We start from the raw sequence: 18,199 nt of genomic DNA on the forward strand, positions 1-18,199 counted from the left end.
CACCTCTTTGTCAGTTGTGGGCTTCCATCTAATGACAATTGAATTGACACTAGTCCGTCAATCTGCACGTCCATTAAAGTGGATAAGCCCTACTTAAAGGTTATGCACGGACTCCTTAAACATGCGTCCCCTGTCCTCATAGGATGGAAACATATCCCAACTTGCACAAGCAGGTGACAGAAGGACAACATCCCCCTGTTCACTCATCTCCCAGGCAAGCTGCACGGCTTGTGAAACCGCGTCCGCTGCATCCTTAGCAGTATCGACGGTTTGAACCTTGCTAATCCCTGCCAATTGGGCAATATGCTTAATTTTCTCTTTGGTTTGACCTAAAGTTACAACGCCTTTGATGCGCTCCTTGAACGTAGGCAGCAGTTCCATGTAATCTGATCCTCGATCTAGGCCCCCTGCGATCAGTACAACGGGTTGGTTGAACGCCTCGATGGATTTCACAGATGCGGCTGAATTCGTGGCTTTGGAGTTATTATAAAACGTAACACCATCAAGCACTCTCACAAGCTCCAAACGGTGCTCTACGCCTTGGAAGCTTCTCAACACACTAGCGATCGTCGCTATGTCCACACCTGCCGTAATCGCCGCAGCAGCTGCTGCTAGCGCGTTCTCAACGTTGAAACTAGCCGGCATGCCCATTTCAGCCGCAGGAAGTATGGATTGAATATGACCCTTACCATCTGCATAGACCATTACGTCCGAATCAACATCCAGATACACACCATATTCGAGCTTTTCTTTCATGGAAAAATGAAACTGTTTCGCCTTAAGACTTGGAATTAGACGCTGACACACTTCTTTATCCCAGTTCAAAATAGCCGTATCGGCTTCGGTTTGATTCTCAAATAATTTGGCTTTCGAAGCGATATAGTCATCCATAGAACCATGGTAATCCAGATGTGTTTCGTAAACATTGAGAAGCAGCCCAATCGTAGGACGGAACGCCGTTGTTCCTTTTAACTGAAATGAGCTTAACTCTACAACCATCCAATTCTCCGATGTCACTTCTGGTGCTGCTTCCGTCAAGGCACGACCAATATTGCCTGCGACGACAGGCTTCAATCCAGCTTCCTCTAGCATCAAACCGATTAACGTAGTCGTTGTCGTTTTTCCATTCGATCCCGTTATCCCGATGATCGGCGCTTCACAGAATTGGTAAGCAACTTCAACTTCGGTCACTACCTCAATTCCCAGTTGCTCCGCTTTACGGATCGGTTCAACGGAGTAAGGAATGCCTGGGTTTTTAACGACTAGCGAAATCCCCTCATGAACAAGAGACTCCGGATGATAGCCACAAATAACAGAAATACCCAGAGCCGTAAGTTCGTCGGCTTCAGGGCACGCACTTCGTTCCTTTTTGTCGTTAACAGTGACGATGGCTCCATGTTGATGAAAAAGCTTAGCTGCAGCGACACCGCTGCGAGCCAAGCCGAGTACAACCACTTCAAGTCCACGATAATCCCGCGGATGCTTCATATTCTACAACACCTCATTCATATATAATCCGAGTATCGCAAGTACCAGACCCACGACCCAGAATGTAATTACAACACGCCATTCAGACCATCCAACCAATTCGAAATGGTGATGGATTGGACTCATTTTGAACACGCGCTTCTTCCTCGTTTTGAAAGATACGACTTGGATCACGACAGATAAAATTTCAATTAAGAAAACTCCGCCAATAATAGCAAGCAATAGCTCTGCTTTGGTTAAGATCGCTACAGCGACTAGTCCCCCACCAATTCCCAAGGAACCCGTATCCCCCATGAAGACTTTAGCAGGATGCGCATTAAAGACAAGAAATCCGAGTACCGCACCTACCATGGCCGCTGAGAATATCGCCGCTTCTGGCTGCGTATTATTCATGGCAATGATCGTATAAGCACCGAAAGCAATTGCACTTGTCCCTGCTAACAAGCCATCTAAGCCGTCTGTAAAGTTAACGGCATTCGAAGCGCCTAGCATTAGAATCGCCATAAGTGGGAAATACAGCCACCCTGCATCGAAGTGGAAGGAAACAAAGGGCACATAAAGCTCAGTGTTATGCCCTTGCGTAACGAGCAAAACACAAACAACCGCCGAAATCAGCAATTGACCGAAAAGCTTTTGCTTAGCTGTTAAGCCTAGCGAACGTTTAAAAATAATTTTAATATAATCATCCAGGAATCCAACAAGTCCATAACCTAATGAGGCCAATAGAAGAATGAGTAAATCTGTATTTTTATCTGCAAAACGAAGGGTAGCCAACGAGAGGGCAAGTAAAATAATGACGCCGCCCATCGTTGGGGTGCCTTGTTTTTTGAGATGGCCTTGCGGGCCATCCTCCCGAATTTGTTGACCGAATTTCATGCGCCTTAGAATAGGTATACATAGCGGCCCCATGATTAGCGCAAGCACGAAAGCCACACCCATTGTTAATAAAACTGTGTTTTCCACGTTGGTTCCCCCTGCTAAATGATCTTGCCTTTACGCCGATCAGGCGAGTAAGCTTTGTACTACCTGCTCGAGCCGCATGCCGCGCGAGCCCTTCACGAGCACGAGATCCTCGGCTCGTGCCATTGCAGCGAGCTCCTCCGCGAGCTGCGCCTTGTCCTCGTAGGCGCGCACCTGCGCCTCCGGGAAGTGCGGAGCCGCTTCATCCGCGATGAAGCGGCCGAGCCGACCGAACGTGAAGACGTAGTCTACACGTTCCGGCGACAGCATCGCGCCTATGCCGCGATGGAACTGCTCTTCGTGCTCGCCAAGCTCCAGCATGTCGCCGAGCACGAGGAACTTCCGACCGAAGCCGCTCAGCTGCTCGGTCAAGGCGATCGCCGCCCGCATAGAGGCGGGACTGGCGTTATACGCATCGTTAAGCACGGTCAGCCCAGAGGCTGCCGTGAGCTTCTCGATGCGCATGCTCGTCATCTGCAGCGAGCGCAGCCCCGCTGCAATGGCTTCTGGTGAGGCGCCGAAGGCCTCCCCGATGCTGATGGCCGCAAGCGCATTAATGACGTTATGCGTGCCGAGCAAGGGAATGAACAATTCCGGATAATCCGTAGAATTGATGGTGAAGTACGCCCCGTCCGCATCCATTCGGATGCCGGTCGGATAGCGATCATTGCTTTCGGCATGGCCGAAGCGAATCCGACGCAACCCTGCCGGCAGCGCCAGCTCGCCGAGCGCTTGTTCAATTAACGGCTCATCGCCGTTATAGATGATCAAGCTGTCACTAGGCATCCCCGTGACAATCTCAGCCTTCGCACGGGCGATTTCATCCCGTGAACCCAGCTGCAGCAGATGCGATTCGCCGATCATCGTGATGATCGCGGCTTCTGGTTCTGCAATTTCGGATAAGAGCGCAATCTCGCCGCGTCCGCTCATGCCCATTTCAACAACAGCAAATTGTGTTGTTTCTTCTAATTGGAGCAGCGTAAGCGGTAAGCCAATATGATTATTCAAGTTTCCTTTTGTTTTATGAACCTCGAATGTACTGCCTAGGACGGAAGCTACCAGATCTTTGGTCGTGGTTTTGCCATTACTTCCTGTAATGCCAATGATGCGAACAGGAAGCTCTTTGCGATAGGCTTTGGCCAAACGCTGTAAAGCTGCAAGTGTATCCGCCACAAGGATATACGGAATGCCCTCTGGCGCTGCCCCATGATCATTTTGCCAGAGAATCGCTGCTGCCCCTTTATGATAAGCATCTTCTGCATATGCATGACCATCGAAGTTCTCTCCGATAAGCGGGATGAACAAACTGCCAGCTTGAATAGATCGTGTATCAGTGGAAACACCATGTATGGATATGTCATTAGAAGTGCCAGAAACCTCACTCCCCAACATCGTTGCTATATGAACAATTGTACGCTGAATCACTGTGTTCTCCCCCTTATCGCAGCCTTAGCCACCAAGCGATCATCGAAATCATGCTTCACGCCCATGATATCTTGATACGTTTCGTGGCCTTTTCCCGCTATCAATATTACATCCTTAGGGCCTGCCTCTTCAATAGCCTTCTGTATCGCTTTTTTGCGATCTGCCTGTAAAACATACTGATGAACTGGGTATTCAACTTCTTTCAAGCCTGGCTCAATGTCAGCGAGAATGGCATCTGGATTTTCAGTGCGCGGATTATCGGAAGTCACATACAAAAAGTCGCTGTAGCGAGCGGCAACTTTGCCCATAATCGGACGCTTCGTTCTATCGCGATCGCCGCCACAGCCGAATACGGTAATCACTCTACCCTCGGCAAACTCACGTACGGTTGATAACGCCTTCTCTAATCCGTCTGGCGTATGTGCATAATCCACTAAGACCAAGTAATCCTGACCCTCGTTGACCACTTCCATGCGCCCATCTACGAAGGCAATACTTTCTAGACTAGCACGAATAGCTTCCAGAGGGAACCCCTCTGCCAATGCTGCTGCAATAGCTCCGAGCGCATTATACACATTGAATTTACCCACGAGTTTCGTATGGAAGCGTGCATCACCTGCGAAGGATTTCAGCTCAAATTCCGTCCCGTTCGCTGACATACGGATCTGTGAAGCCCGTACATCGCATTCATTTTCGATACCGTAAGTAATCACTTGCGCAGCCGTTAGCTTTTGAAAGGTATGCGATGCCTCATCATCCGCATTCAGAATGGCATATTGACGCGAATCTGCATCTGCAGAGAAACCGTTCCCTAATCGAGAAAAGAGCAACCCTTTGGCCGCCGCATAGGCATCCATCGTTTTGTGATAATCCAAATGATCCTGCGTTAGATTCGTAAAAATACCCGATCGGAACTGGATCCCCTTGACCCGTCCCATATCTAGACCATGCGATGAAACTTCCATGATCACATACTGTGTGCCGCTGTCTGCCATTTGCCTAAGGATACGCTGAAGTTCCAGCGCTTCTTGGGTATTCGTCGCTTTGTTTTCTATGTAGGTGTCACCAATTTTGATATGGATATTGCCCATCAATCCCGTCGTAAAACCTTGATCTGCGATGATTTTTTCCAATAAATACGTCGAGGTTGTTTTGCCATTGGTCCCTGTAATGCCAATCATCTTCAGTTCTTTGCTCGGATATCCGTAGAAATGAGCAGACAACGCAGCCATCGCATATCTAGCGTCTTTCACGACGAGCTGCGGGATTGGAAGATCCAGGACTCGTTCTGTGACAAGCGCAGAAGCCCCGAGCGCAAGCGCTTTAGGGGCATAATCGTGACCATCAGCTGTCAAACCAGGGATACAGAGAAACAAATCCCCTTGTTTTATTTTACGAGAGTCTGCCTCAATTCCCGTAATCTCCGTGTTGATATCGCCATGTATGTGGGTAATGAGCAGTGCGGAAGCAAGTTCCTGCAGTTTCATTTGCAACCCTCTCTTCCTTGTTTTTCCTATCTATTATGGACAATTTTATGCAAGTAGAAAAGCTAAACATGTCTTATTTGTAAATCTTTTTTGGAGAAGTCTATTTCTCTGGGTCCACATCCGATAAGAAAATTCTGATTGTCGAGCCTTGATCCACACGCGAGCCTGCTTTAGGTGCCTGCGAAATGACATATTTACCATTTCCTGACTTCGCCAATTTAAAATTCATGTTCAGGTCTTCTAATATATCATCAACTGACGCGCCAACCAAGTCCGGAACTTCAACAACAGGTGTTTCACCGTACCGGTAATCTTTGTCAAGTTGATTTTTGTCTGGTTCTACCTTCATATAACGCAAGGCATCTGCCATCATATTCTTAACGAGCGGCGCTGCAATCAGACCCCCGAACTGAATACCCTTCGGGTCATCCACTGCCGCATAAATGACAACCTTCGGATTATCCGCCGGCGCGAAGCCAACGAAAGAAACGATGTGTTCATCTGGCGAATAGCGACCATTGATAACTTTCTGTGCTGTTCCTGTTTTACCACCAACCCGATACCCATCAATAAAGGCATTACGGCCCGTACCTTTGGCCACGACACTCTCTAATGCTTCACGTACTTGCTTGGATGTCGCTTCAGAGATGACATTTCGCACGAGTTCTGGCTCTACTACTTTGACAACCTCACCGGTATCCGGATTGGAGAAGGATTTAGCAACGAAAGGCTTAAAGAGCTTACCGCCATTAATTGCTGCGGAAACCGCTGTAATTTGTTGAATAGGTGTTACGGATACCCCTTGACCGAAAGCGGTAGTAGCCAATTCGACTGGACCCACTTGAGACGGTTTAAACATGATCCCGTTCTCTTCCCCGCCAAGATCAATACCTGTCTTCTTCCCAAAACCGAATCGAGAAATATAATCAAACAATTTCTCTTTGCCTAGACGCTGTCCCATCACGACAAAACCAGGGTTACAGGAGTTTTGAACAACTTGCAGCATCGTTTCACTGCCGTGCCCACCACGTTTCCAGCAGCGCAGTCTTGCGCCGCCAACCTCGATCGAGCCGGGATCGTAAAACTGCTCGTTATTCAGATCCACTTTCTTTTCCTCAAGCGCTGCGGCTAATGTAATGATTTTGAACGTGGAACCAGGCTCGTACGTTTTCCATATCGGTAAATTCCGGTTATACGTTTCGGCCGGTGAATCCATATACTTAGCAGGATCATATGTAGGACGGCTTCCCATTGCCAAGATCTCACCGGTGTTCGGATCCATCATGATGGCGAGCACGTTCTGCGCTTGATACTGCACCATAGCTTGATCCAGCTCACGTTCCATCACCGATTGTAGATGGCTGTCAATTGTCAATTTCACATTTAGGCCATCTATAGGCGCTGTATATTTATCCGTCGTACCTTGCAGAGTCCGACCTGCGGCATCCGTCATATAAGCGATACTGCCTGGAATCCCTGTTAACTGCGTATTGTATTTGGACTCAATCCCTGTTAACCCTTTATCAATACCTGCAAAGCCAAGGATATGCGCAGCCAATGAACCATAAGGATAATAACGTTTGTTATCCTCAGCAACCACGATTCCCGGCAACTGCAGCATGCGAACTTCTTGCGCTTTCTCGATCGTAATCTTACGACCAGAGGGTCTTATATTATTTTGCGACGTTTTTTTCGTAATTTGTTTGTAGATATCATCTTCATTACCCTCGAGCACTTGTGCAAGCTTAGCAGCAGTCGCATGGGCATCTTGAATTTGAACAGGGATGGCGACGATCGTTGGCGTCGTGATGCTGTACGTCAAGGTCACCCCGTTACGATCTTGAATTTCGCCTCGTTTAGGCGCGTAATTGATGACTCTTCGCCAGCTATCCTCGGCTTTACTCGCTAGATCTTGTCCAATCCAAAGCTGAACATAGGCTAATCGGACAATCAATGCTGTAAAGATAACAGTTCCAATGATTAACGCAGTAAACAATCTGCGACGAACGGTAACGTTAGAAGCCCGCATGAACGTTCAGTCTCCCTTCCCATTAAGTCAAGTTCATTCCTAACATGACTATTCGGGACAAACAGGGGTTAGAACAAGCTATCTCCCTAACGTGCTTTATTCGTCGTTGATTGTCCAGCATCCGCCTTTTTATTTGGCGATGGTGTTGGTGTTGGCGAAGCAGGCGGCGCAGAGGCAGGCGGTGTACTCGCTGGCGCATCTGCTTTCTCATTTAAAGGCTTAAATTGCAACGTTACGCCTCGGCCTTCGTCTGCCGCAGATTGTGAAGACACATAACCCTCACCAGAGGTTTGACAATCTACTTTGAAGAAGGAACAAGCCTCAACGGCATCACGCAGCGATTTACCTTCCAGATTAGGAAGCGGCATTTCTTCGACTGGCTGCATGGCGACATAGATATGCTGCGTGGATAAAATTTTCGTCCCAGGCTTCGGAAACTGATCGACAACCTTATCCCCTTTTCCAAACATTTCTAACGCAAGTCCCGCATCTTTGGCCGTCCCTTTCGCACTTGCCGAGGTCGCATCCATAAAATTCGGCACATCTAATTGATTCGCTGATTTGGTCACGGTTTTCGGTTTCTTACTTGAGGGTACGCCCATGTATTGCAGGGATTCTCCGACGATTTCCTTGAAAGCTGGTGCAAGCACTTGTCCACCTAAATGATAGTTACCGCCTAGATCAGGTTGATCTGCAATAAGGGTAATTAAGATTTTTGGATTCTCGACAGGCGCATAGCCAATAAACGAAATAACCCAAGTATCCGGTGAATACGTTTGTTGGCCAGGCAGAACGATGTTGGCTGTTCCTGTTTTCCCAGCTACACGATAATCTTCCATGTAGGCAAGCTTACCCGTTCCGATCTCTTGATCCGATACAACTTGTTCCAAATAGTTACTTACTTGTGTAGCCGTTTGAGGGCTGACAACTTGTCTGATGACTTGTGGTTCAAAAGGGGTAATGACTTTCCCCGTTTTGGGATCCACAATATCCTTCACAATGTGCGGCCACATCAATTTACCGCCGTTTGCCATCGCTGCATAGGCTGCTGTTTGCTGGATAGCCGTTACAACGACTTTCCCTTGACCGTACGTAGCCGTCGCAAATTCGGATGGATACTTCATATCAATAAGCCCGGACACTTCGTTAGGCATATCAATATTCGTTTTTTGGTCAAAACCAAACTTCTTAATGTAGTCAACTAACTTAGGAGGTGTTAACTTCTCGTAGCCAAGCTTAACAAAAGCTACGTTACTGGATCGTTTCAATCCTTCTAGGTAGGAAATTTTCCCCCAACCAACGAGATTATGGTCATGGAGTGTACGATCTAATACTTTTATTGAACCGGATTGGTACGTGTCAGTTGGGTTGAACAACCCTTCTTCTACGGTTGCAGCAAGTGTTACTAGCTTAAATGTAGAACCCGGCTCATATCGCGAGGAAATGGCACTATTCTTAAAATCTGTTTGATTATTAAAAGTCCAATATGTATTCGGATTAAACGTCGGCGTATTCGCCATCGCAAGAATTTCCATGGTCTGAGGATCAACCGCAATGGCAGTCAAGCCTTTAGGATGCCACTTCTCATTCACTTTCGCCAAGGCGCTTTCCATATAAAATTGGATGTTTTTATCGATGGTTAGCCGCACATTATTTCCGTCTTCAGCAGGCTTGAAGTTGACTTTACCATCTGGTAATTCGACGCCTTTGCCATCCTTCTCATAGCTCAACATACCGGGAACACCCTTGAGAACATCGTTTAATTTAAGCTCCATCCCAAGTGCGGCTTCGCCTTCTTTATTCGTATATCCGAGGATATGCGAAGCTAACGTTTCACCTGGATAGTACCGCTTCTTATCTTCCAGGATCGATATACCTACACTCGTTTTAGCAGTCAACTTGAGCTTGGTTTGCAGATTGGTGATGAGCGCTCGGACTTGGTCCGCTTTCTCCTTCTCAATCTTCCAGCCTTCGTTCCTCACTTCTACGTTCACGGCAAAATCTGAGCCATCCTGTTTCTTCTTCGTTGCTAGGTCACGAATTTTATTCACAAGTGTTGGCCGATTTGCCTCTGAATCTTTCAAAATATCTGCAAGGCCTTGCGAAATATCTTCGGCAATATGCAAACTATCAATCATTTGTGGGTTGAGCGCAATCGTATAAGCCGTAGCTTCTACAGCCAGCACTTTATCATTCCGATCTAAAATCGAGCCGCGAACAGGTGTCAGAATCTTATCTGTTTCCCATCGCTTTTCAGCCTTATCTAGCAGCCAAGAGGCTTCTACGACTTGAATCCAATAGACTTTGGCTAAGAGGACAACAAAAAGAAGGGTAAAAAACCCTCCGATTAGCAAAGAACGCAACTTAATTTTTTTTGTCATATGTATACCTGCCCATTACGGTTTAGAAGCTGACTTCGTATTTTTACTGCTAGTAGATGTGCTAGTTTTCGGTTTCACAGTAGACGTTGCTTGAGCAACTACGCTAGCTTGCTTATCATCTTGTAAATTAAACCCGAGACGCGTAGCTTCCTCTTTTAAACGATCAGGACTTTGCAGCTTCTCCACTTCTTGCTTAAGAGCGCTGTTCTGCGCCTGAACTTCACGGATCTCGCCTTGCATTTTCTGAATATCGGCATTCATCTGATAGATGGCCGCGTACCGCCAAATGATAACTCCGGCAACGATGACACAAAGAACAACCGTGAAGAGATACAGCATCTTTTCTTGAGCGGGCAGTGAGGAATTCCGATAAACAACTTTCGTTGTTTCTTTGATCTTTACACGCGGCCCCGTATTCGGTTTCTTTTTCGGATCAAGCGCCAAATTGCCTTGAATGTATGATGACATCGATTAATTCCTCCCTTGGTTCAAATCTTTTCTGCTATACGCAACTTAGCTGATCTTGCACGTTGATTCACATCTAGTTCATGTTCACTAGGTAAAATAGGTTTACGCGTAACCAGCTTCAAATCCCCCGCTTTGTCGCAAACACACATTGGAAAGGCTGGCGGGCATGTACATTTCTCCACATTTTTCACGAAAAATTGTTTGCAAATGCGATCTTCCAGCGAGTGGAATGTGATGACGGCGATACGCCCATGAGGCGCTAGACAGTTCAGTGATTGCTGAAGCGCTTCTTCAAATGCACCTAGTTCATCGTTTACGGCGATTCGCAATGCTTGGAAGCTCCTCTTGGCAGGATGTCCGCCTGTCCGTCTAGCCGCCGCAGGAATCCCTTCCTTGATCAGTTCTACGAGCTCTCCTGTTGTTTCAATCGGTTTCTTGCTGCGTGCTTCTACAATGACACCTGCGATACGTCTGGAAAACTTCTCTTCGCCATATTCAAATAAAATTCGCGCAATTTGGTCAGCCGGCCACTCATTAACGATCGTTTTGGCGGTTAATGTCGTATCACGATCCATTCTCATATCGAGTTCAGCGTCATGATTGTAACTGAATCCACGTTCACCATCATCGAGTTGTGGTGAGGAAACACCAAGATCGAATAGAATGCCGTCTACCTGAGGCTTACCATCGCGTATTGCTTTAGGAACACCGCGAAGTACATGCTCGATTTCTCGGAAATTACTTTTGATAATCGCAACACGATCAAGATATGGTGCAAGCACAGTTTGTGCATTAGCTAGAGCAATATCATCTTGGTCCAGGGCAATCAGCAGCCCTTCTGGGCCTAGTTTGGAAGCGATAAGAGCGCTGTGTCCCGCTCCCCCCATGGTACAATCGACGTAAACGCCGTCTGGTTTTATATGTAAACCTTCTACAGATTCTTCTTTAAGTACAGTCACATGATGAAACACTCTGTATGTCCTCCTATACGTTTTGCCTTGGCAAAACTGGCTTCGTACGCCTAATCCTTAACAGGCAATATCTTCTATAAGTCAAAATTAAAATCGACCAGCTTCTCTGCGATTTCATTGAATGACTGTTCAGACTCATTGGCATAGCTTTCCCAAACTTGCTTACTCCAAATCTCTACGCGATTAGAAACACCGATGACAACACAATCTTTTTCTAACTTCGCATGATCAACGAGATTGCTCGGAATGTTCGCTCGTCCTTGCTTATCCAGTTCACATTCGCTTGCCCCAGAGAAGAAAAACCGGGTAAACGCACGTGCATCTGACTTCATTAATGGCAATGCTTTAAGCTTCTGTTCGAGTATTAACCATTCTGATTGTGGATAAACGAATAAACACTGATCCAAACCACGGGTGATGACAAAAGCTTCGCCAAGGGCTTCACGAAATTTAGCCGGGATAATCATTCGGCCTTTCTCGTCAATGCTATGTTGATATTCGCCCATAAACATAGCATGTCGCCCCCTCTTCCCTCCACTTTGTACCACTTTTCACCACATTTGAATCAATATTCGCTAAAAATAAAAGAAATCCTGCTTAGTTAGCAGGATTAAGTAAATTTATTTTCATTTTTGAGTCTATTCTGTGCCTTTTGTTCCTTGTTCGGTCGTTTCAAGTGCATGTTCAGATGCATGTTGCTCTTTTAACTGTGCTCGCAGTTCCACTAATTTTGCATTGCGTTTGCGTCTGTATACCCAAAATGGCACGCCAATTAACAATAAAATGACCAAAACAGGGACCGCGGCTGCCAGGAAAACGAGTACACCTTGCATGACGGCTACCAAAACATTCAGGCTAGAGTCCCACGCTTTCTGAACCCGTTCCCCTAACGTTAGTTCATTAGGGTCAGAAAGAAGTGGCTTTTTACCTGTTTGCTGGTACATACGCAGCTCAATTGTTGAATATGAAACATTTTGATCTAAGTAACGCATTCTTCCTTTTATCTGCTCAATCGTCTCTTGCACCTTTGCTAATTCATTGGAGAATGCAAGGAGATCATCCGTTTTGGATGCCTTTTCCATAAAACTCAGTAATCTCGTTTCAACAAGTTGTTTGGCCGTCAACCGAGAGCTAAGATCCACATATTCTTCGGTGACATCCTGACCTTGCACATTTCGTTGTAAAGATGGACTCAGCTTTTCCAACCCATCCAGCATGGATACGAACCCGCCCGCTGCAACTTTAATTGTGTAAGTACCGCCTCTCTCGCCCGTATTGGCATTCTCAGAGAACTGCAAGATGTAAGCGCCGCTTAAGGCGACAAGATCACGTAAAGCTGTCTGAGCTTTGCTGTAGTCCTCTACAGGCATCACCAGATTGGCACGGTAGATGAGTTTCCGATTAAACCCGGCCTCTTGATCGTTCCCGCTTGCCGGTATCACAGTACTCGGCACCTCTTTGTTATCCACCTGCTTGGAAGATGCCGCATCCGCTTTGGCGGCAGGAGCCGCAGCATGACTTGCATTCGATTCTGTACCGGCTGTTAATTGATCTGACGCTGCTGTTGTTGATGTCTGCCCTTTCATTTTTTCAGCACTAGTTGCCGAACTCGCGACAGAGGATGCCTCATCCTTCGAAGTAGAAGAGGATGTCGAACCACACCCCGCTAACACCCCTGCCATCAACAAACAGCACACAAGTAACAAAGCTACACTACCTCTAGTCTTACCCCCCAAACTAACAACCCCCATTTTCCATTTTTAGGATATACACCCTTCAAACGGAATCATGTACAAGAAAGTTGCAAACCGTAAATTTTCTTTTTACAACGCAAAAAATGCCCTTTAGCCCAGAATTGGACCAAAGGACATTCTTACTTAAACGATTCTTTAACTTCTAGTGCTCATCCCAGCTATCCAGATAAGCCTTTTGCTCGTCGGAAAGGGCATCTACACTTGTACCCAGTGATTCAAGCTTGAATCGAGCCACTTGCTCATCCAACACGTAAGGCACATTCACAACCGTTTTGCCTAGGGATTCGTAAGCATCATTCACGTGTTTCAAAGACATTGCCTGTAGGGCAAATGTCATATCCATAATTTCAGCCGGGTGTCCGTCACCTGCAGCTAGGTTGACTAGGCGACCTTCAGCAAGTACGTACACTTTACGACCATCAGTCAATTGATATTCTTCAATGTTGCGACGAACCGTACGCTTCGAGGATGACATCGCCTCAAGTTCTGGTTTATTGACTTCAACGTCAAAGTGACCTGCATTCGATAGAATCGCGCCATCCTTCATCACTTTGTAATGCTCACCACGGATGACATCACGATTACCTGTAACCGTCACGAAGAAATCGCCTAATTTCGCAGCTTCAATCATCGGCATAACAGCGAAACCGTCCATGTAAGCTTCTACACCTTTAATCGCATCGATTTCAGTAACAATTACGTTAGCACCTAAGCCTTTTGCACGCATGGCCACACCTTTACCGCACCAGCCGTAACCAACGACAACAACCGTTTTACCTGCAACAACCAAGTTCGTTGTACGGTTAATGCCATCCCACACGGATTGACCTGTACCATAACGATTGTCGAACAAATATTTGCAATAGGCATCATTCACAGCAACCATAGGGAATCCAAGCTTCCCTTCTTTTTCCATCGCTTTCAAACGAAGAATACCTGTTGTTGTTTCTTCCGCGCCACCGCGCACATTCACTGCTAAGTCTTTACGCTCGGAATGTAAAAGAGAAACTAAATCACCACCATCATCAATGATCAGATCCGGTTTGGATTCCAATGATTTGATAAGAAGTTCTTTATACTCTTCAGGCGTTGGATTGTATTTTGCAAATACGGTAATTCCATCTTCAACCAGTGCAGCACAGACATCATCTTGCGTGGAAAGCGGGTTACTTCCTGTGATTGTGACTTCTGCTCCACCGGCTTTTACAACTTTCGCTAGGTAAGCTGTTTTAGCTTCCAAATGCAAGGAAATCGTTACTTTCAACCCTTTGAAAGGTTGTTCTTGTTCAAATTGCTCGCGAATACGGTTCAAAACAGGCATATGCGCCTGTACCCAATCAATTTTCAAATGACCATCTGGCGCTAGCGCCATGTCAGTTACGATACTTTTAGTTCCGGTTGTCATCTTCGTTCCTCCTATAAATGATAGATACGGTGCAAGCCGTCTACGGGTATCGGCGTTTCAATTAAGCTATGTAGCCAAGCATTCCCATAACGATTCAGATAAGCACACCCATTATACACTCTTTCCTGCGGCTTGGCTAACGGGAATATCGTAAGACGAATTCGCTCTAATTGCCGGATCGCTGCATCGAATTGTGTATGTGAAGCTTCATTAGCTTTATGATGCAAGTAATCGATTTGTTCCAGAATTTTAGCCAAATTCGTATCCCCAAGCTTCTTAACCCCTGGATTAATAGCACTGAGTGACTCTACCAGCGGTGCATAACTGCTGCGGAAGGACTCTTTCACCTCGTCGAAGCGGTCATTCAGCCTCAAGGTATCTTGCGCATCCAACCAGGCTTGTTTCTTCTCATCAAAGCGTTCTAATACATCATTTATTGTGAAGTCATATTTGTCCATCTGTTTCTTGATCGTACCTTCAATTAAGGTAAATTCTAAGCGTGGAGCAACAATCGGCATTCTCATATGAAAATGTTCGAAAGCTTGCTTCGTCAGCGCCCAGTATGCGATCTCGCCTGGACCCAATACGGTCGCAAGTACGGGAAATAGAAATTCCTGCATAAGCGGTCGAGACATGACATTATTACTTAATCGTTCAGGCTTCCGCGTTGCCAAATCCCTTAGATCATCCTTCGAGAAACGAATCAAGTTCTTCTTATCTGCAAAATAGTTACTCTCCCGATGCAGCAACAAACGCTGCCCTTCAGCAAAAGTAAAAAGATTCGCGCCATCTTCTTGAATCTCAGCTTGGATGCCATAGCCAGCCCCACTAACGTCCGATTGACTACGCAAAAGCGCACCAGCAAAAGATTCATTCTGATCGATGATCATTTCAAACATAGATGATTCCAAGGCGCGAACGCCAGGTTCATCCGCATCAATAAGTACAAGCCCATATTCACCAAACAACATCGCCATCCAGCGGGCAAAAGCGTCACTCAACGTAGCTCCATCCTCTGTAGCTGAACGCAAGTTCGCTATTAGTGAGGCTTTGAACTCCGTATCCATCAAGGCGCTGTCGAGCTTGTTCAAAGCCTCTTCCCAAGCCTCTGCGGAAAGCGGTAAACGACTTACAGACGTACGTAGTCCTGTAGGGTGATCCACTTTCAACTTCTCTATGTGCTGCGTATTCGAAAGTACGTTAATATGATTAACTTCATCAAAATCATGATCTTCCCCAGCGATCCAGAAAATAGGAACGACGGTGCGCTGCAGCTTGTGACTCCATTCACGGGCCAATTGCAGAATCGTGATCGCTTTATAGAGAACGAGCAGCTCGCCACCGAACAGGCCTGCTTGCTGACCGCCAACGATGGCTAGCGTCTGAGCATCCCCCAAAGCATCTATATGCCGCATGGCCGCACCTGAATTGCCAACACGCAGATTATATGCATGTAATGTGTCTACAAGACGTTTACGATCTACACGCGGACTTCCAGCCGCGCCATCCAGCCAACTAACACGGGCTTGCCAATCTTCCTCACGTCCAAAATGATAGGGAAATAGTGCTTTAGCAGCATCTTTACCCGCAATATAATCTTCTGACAATTGCTGATTTTTTTTCCAATGAAAAGTTTCCATTTGCATATGCGTCTAGTGTCTCCTCTTCCTGACAAATAAAACGACTATCCCTCAATTGTACACGTAAGCTCTGCAATCGTCAAAACTGTATTTATTCTAATTACAATTAATAGGCGCAACAACCTTAAGGCTAAACAACGAAAAGCCGCCCCCATCGGGACGGCCACGCTATTAATAAAGATGACAAGCTACAAAGTGATTTGGTTCCACTTCTTTGCTCGGCGGCATCGAATCTGCACACTTCGCCATGGCTTGCGGACAACGCGTACGGAACGGACAACCACTAGGCGGGTTGAGCGGACTTGGTACATCGCCTTGAAGAATGATACGCTCACGCGTACGCTCTATTTCTGGATCTGGAATCGGAATAGCCGAAAGAAGTGATTGTGTATACGGGTGCAGCGGCTTCGCATAAAGCGCATCCGATGTCGTTACCTCTACAAGACTTCCCAGATACATAACGCCAATACGGTCAGAGATGTGCTTCACCATCGCCAAATCATGCGCGATAAACAAGTAGGTCAAGCCCATTTCTTTTTGCAATCGTTTGAAAAGGTTAACCACCTGCGCTTGTACGGAAACGTCCAAGGCAGAAATCGGCTCATCCGCAATGATGAATTTCGGTTCAATCGCAAGCGCACGGGCAATCCCGATACGTTGACGCTGACCACCGGAGAATTCATGCGGGAATCGGCTTGCATGCTCGTCATTCAAACCAACAGCACGCAATAACTCCATCACGCGTTCTTTGCGTTTAGCACCTTTGTATAAACCATGAATATCGATGCCTTCAGCAATGATATTCCCTACGGTCATACGCGGGTTGAGCGATGCGTAAGGATCTTGGAATACCATTTGCATATTGCGGTTGAAGTCTTTTAACTTTTTACCTGTCAGCTTGTGAACATCTTCACCGTCGAAGATAACTTCGCCTTCTGTCGCGTCATAAAGCTTAATAATGGTTCTTCCTGCTGTCGATTTCCCACAACCAGATTCCCCTACAAGTCCAAACGTTTCACCGCGTTTAATTTCTATTGAAAAATTGTCAACAGCTTTCAAAATCTTACCGTTTCCAAGATTGAAGTGCTTCTTCATATTGCGAATCTGCAGAATCGGTTTTTCCGACTTCGATAGGTTGCTTGAATTAGACATGTTGATGACCTCCCACTCCTACAGGACGTTCAACCTTCGGTGCATCAGGGTGAAGCAACCAGCAAGCTGCTGAATGAGTCTCAGACAAGACAGAATGCGCTGGATCTTCTTCCAAACAGTGATTCATCGCATAAGGACATCTCGCTGCGAATGCGCACCCTTTTGGCGGAGCAAACAAATCAGGCGGCGTACCAGGAATCGGCACAAGCTCCTCATTCGTGTTGGTATCCAACCGCGGCACTGAACGAAGTAAGCCCCATGTATATGGATGCTGCGGCTCGTAGAAAATTTCATCTACGGTGCCTTGTTCAATAATTTTCCCTGCATACATGACGACAACACGCTGTGCCATATCAGCCACAACACCAAGATCATGGGTAATTAAGATAATGGATGAGTCCGTTTTCACAGAGATTGTCTTCATCAAATCAATGATTTGTGCTTGAATCGTCACATCTAGCGCCGTTGTAGGCTCATCAGCAATGAGGAGCTTTGGCGAACAAGCTAGAGCAATAGCGATCATAACACGTTGACGCATACCGCCAGAAAGTTCATGCGGATACTGATGAATTCGACCCTCAGGGGAGTTAATGCCTACCAGCTTAAGAATTTCAATTGCTCTTTCTCTAGCTGCGCTTTTACTCAATCCTTCGTGCTTGATCAAACCTTCCGTAATTTGATCACCGATTTTCATCGTTGGGTTCAAAGAAGTCATTGGATCCTGGAAAATCATACCCATTTCAGAACCACGAATTTTCTCCATCTGTCTGTTAGAAAGCTTCGTAATGTCGTGCTTCCCGTCAAACATGATAGAACCGCTTTTTATATAGCTAGGCGGAGTAGGAATTAAACGCATGAGCGTTTGTGCCGTTACGGATTTACCGCAACCGGATTCACCTACAATCGCCAACACTTCACCTTTTTTCAAAGAAAAAGACACGCCGCGAACAGCTTGAACTTCACCCGCATACGTTTGGAATGAAACTCGAAGATCTTTTACTTCAAGTAAATTGTTATTGGTGCTCATCATTATTCACCC

At 46.4% G+C, this 18,199-nt stretch carries 14 protein-coding genes; all 14 read right to left on the reverse strand.

Going from position 1 to position 18,199, the window contains the following annotated elements; genetic code table 11:
* Positions 1–93: 93 nt before the first annotated feature.
* A complete protein-coding gene (gene murD / locus A8709_RS01020; RefSeq protein ID WP_065850350.1) occupies positions 94–1,488 on the reverse strand; it encodes a UDP-N-acetylmuramoyl-L-alanine--D-glutamate ligase in 1,395 nt (464 codons plus the stop codon).
* Positions 1,489–1,491: 3 nt separating this feature from the next.
* The gene (gene mraY, locus A8709_RS01025) at positions 1,492–2,427 is read right to left on the reverse strand and encodes a phospho-N-acetylmuramoyl-pentapeptide-transferase (RefSeq protein ID WP_065850472.1); all 936 of its coding nucleotides are present in this window, start codon (positions 2,425–2,427) and stop codon (positions 1,492–1,494) included.
* 63 nt (positions 2,428–2,490) lie between these two features.
* Positions 2,491–3,873 carry a UDP-N-acetylmuramoyl-tripeptide--D-alanyl-D-alanine ligase gene (locus tag A8709_RS01030; protein ID WP_065850351.1) on the reverse strand — a complete coding sequence of 461 codons (1,383 nt, stop codon included), beginning with the start codon at positions 3,871–3,873 and terminating at the stop codon, positions 2,491–2,493.
* Positions 3,870–5,360, reverse strand: a complete 1,491-nt coding sequence (locus A8709_RS01035; RefSeq protein WP_065850352.1) for a UDP-N-acetylmuramoyl-L-alanyl-D-glutamate--2,6-diaminopimelate ligase — start codon at positions 5,358–5,360, stop codon at positions 3,870–3,872. The genes A8709_RS01030 and A8709_RS01035 overlap by 4 nt, the downstream gene beginning before the upstream one ends.
* A gap of 100 nt (positions 5,361–5,460) precedes the next feature.
* Positions 5,461–7,389: a stage V sporulation protein D gene (locus A8709_RS01040; RefSeq protein WP_065850353.1), complete on the reverse strand. Its 1,929-nt coding sequence runs from the start codon at positions 7,387–7,389 to the stop codon at positions 5,461–5,463.
* A gap of 86 nt (positions 7,390–7,475) precedes the next feature.
* Positions 7,476–9,770, reverse strand: a complete 2,295-nt coding sequence (locus A8709_RS01045; protein WP_065850354.1) for a penicillin-binding transpeptidase domain-containing protein — start codon at positions 9,768–9,770, stop codon at positions 7,476–7,478.
* Positions 9,771–9,785: 15 nt separating this feature from the next.
* The gene (gene ftsL / locus A8709_RS01050; protein WP_065850355.1) at positions 9,786–10,238 is read right to left on the reverse strand and encodes a cell division protein FtsL; all 453 of its coding nucleotides are present in this window, start codon (positions 10,236–10,238) and stop codon (positions 9,786–9,788) included.
* A 20-nt stretch (positions 10,239–10,258) separates the two neighbouring features.
* The gene (gene rsmH, locus A8709_RS01055) at positions 10,259–11,209 is read right to left on the reverse strand and encodes a 16S rRNA (cytosine(1402)-N(4))-methyltransferase RsmH (RefSeq protein WP_065850356.1); all 951 of its coding nucleotides are present in this window, start codon (positions 11,207–11,209) and stop codon (positions 10,259–10,261) included.
* A 74-nt stretch (positions 11,210–11,283) separates the two neighbouring features.
* A complete protein-coding gene (gene mraZ, locus A8709_RS01060) occupies positions 11,284–11,721 on the reverse strand; it encodes a division/cell wall cluster transcriptional repressor MraZ (protein ID WP_065850357.1) in 438 nt (145 codons plus the stop codon).
* Between the two features lie 126 nt (positions 11,722–11,847).
* Positions 11,848–12,891 carry a DUF4349 domain-containing protein gene (locus A8709_RS01065; protein WP_065850358.1) on the reverse strand — a complete coding sequence of 348 codons (1,044 nt, stop codon included), beginning with the start codon at positions 12,889–12,891 and terminating at the stop codon, positions 11,848–11,850.
* Positions 12,892–13,105: 214 nt separating this feature from the next.
* A complete protein-coding gene (locus A8709_RS01070) occupies positions 13,106–14,368 on the reverse strand; it encodes an adenosylhomocysteinase (RefSeq protein ID WP_065850359.1) in 1,263 nt (420 codons plus the stop codon).
* Between the two features lie 11 nt (positions 14,369–14,379).
* The gene (bshC, locus tag A8709_RS01075; RefSeq protein WP_244163060.1) at positions 14,380–16,008 is read right to left on the reverse strand and encodes a bacillithiol biosynthesis cysteine-adding enzyme BshC; all 1,629 of its coding nucleotides are present in this window, start codon (positions 16,006–16,008) and stop codon (positions 14,380–14,382) included.
* Between the two features lie 171 nt (positions 16,009–16,179).
* Positions 16,180–17,160, reverse strand: coding sequence for an ABC transporter ATP-binding protein (locus A8709_RS01080; protein WP_065850361.1), 981 nt, complete (start codon positions 17,158–17,160; stop codon positions 16,180–16,182).
* Positions 17,153–18,187, reverse strand: coding sequence for an ABC transporter ATP-binding protein (locus A8709_RS01085; RefSeq protein ID WP_167356967.1), 1,035 nt, complete (start codon positions 18,185–18,187; stop codon positions 17,153–17,155). The genes A8709_RS01080 and A8709_RS01085 overlap by 8 nt, the downstream gene beginning before the upstream one ends.
* Positions 18,188–18,199 lie beyond the last annotated feature (12 nt).

Source organism: Paenibacillus pectinilyticus, assembly GCF_001700435.1.
Taxonomy (GTDB): domain Bacteria; phylum Bacillota; class Bacilli; order Paenibacillales; family NBRC-103111; genus Paenibacillus_E; species Paenibacillus_E pectinilyticus.

Excerpts from the sequence above, each read along its gene's own strand:
- A8709_RS01065 (WP_065850358.1), bottom strand. The coding sequence starts at position 12,891 with ATGGCAGGGGTGTTAGCGGGGTGTGGTTCGACATCCTCTTCTACTTCG.
- A8709_RS01080 (WP_065850361.1), bottom strand. The coding sequence starts at position 17,160 with ATGTCTAATTCAAGCAACCTATCGAAGTCGGAAAAACCGATTCTGCAG.
- A8709_RS01040 (WP_065850353.1), bottom strand. The coding sequence starts at position 7,389 with ATGCGGGCTTCTAACGTTACCGTTCGTCGCAGATTGTTTACTGCGTTA.
- A8709_RS01070 (WP_065850359.1), bottom strand. The coding sequence starts at position 14,368 with ATGACAACCGGAACTAAAAGTATCGTAACTGACATGGCGCTAGCGCCA.
- murD (WP_065850350.1), bottom strand. The coding sequence starts at position 1,488 with ATGAAGCATCCGCGGGATTATCGTGGACTTGAAGTGGTTGTACTCGGC.
- ftsL (WP_065850355.1), bottom strand. The coding sequence starts at position 10,238 with ATGTCATCATACATTCAAGGCAATTTGGCGCTTGATCCGAAAAAGAAA.
- A8709_RS01035 (WP_065850352.1), bottom strand. The coding sequence starts at position 5,360 with ATGAAACTGCAGGAACTTGCTTCCGCACTGCTCATTACCCACATACAT.
- mraY (WP_065850472.1), bottom strand. The coding sequence starts at position 2,427 with ATGGGTGTGGCTTTCGTGCTTGCGCTAATCATGGGGCCGCTATGTATA.
- bshC (WP_244163060.1), bottom strand. The coding sequence starts at position 16,008 with ATGGAAACTTTTCATTGGAAAAAAAATCAGCAATTGTCAGAAGATTAT.
- A8709_RS01045 (WP_065850354.1), bottom strand. The coding sequence starts at position 9,770 with ATGACAAAAAAAATTAAGTTGCGTTCTTTGCTAATCGGAGGGTTTTTT.
- mraZ (WP_065850357.1), bottom strand. The coding sequence starts at position 11,721 with ATGTTTATGGGCGAATATCAACATAGCATTGACGAGAAAGGCCGAATG.
- A8709_RS01085 (WP_167356967.1), bottom strand. The coding sequence starts at position 18,187 with ATGAGCACCAATAACAATTTACTTGAAGTAAAAGATCTTCGAGTTTCA.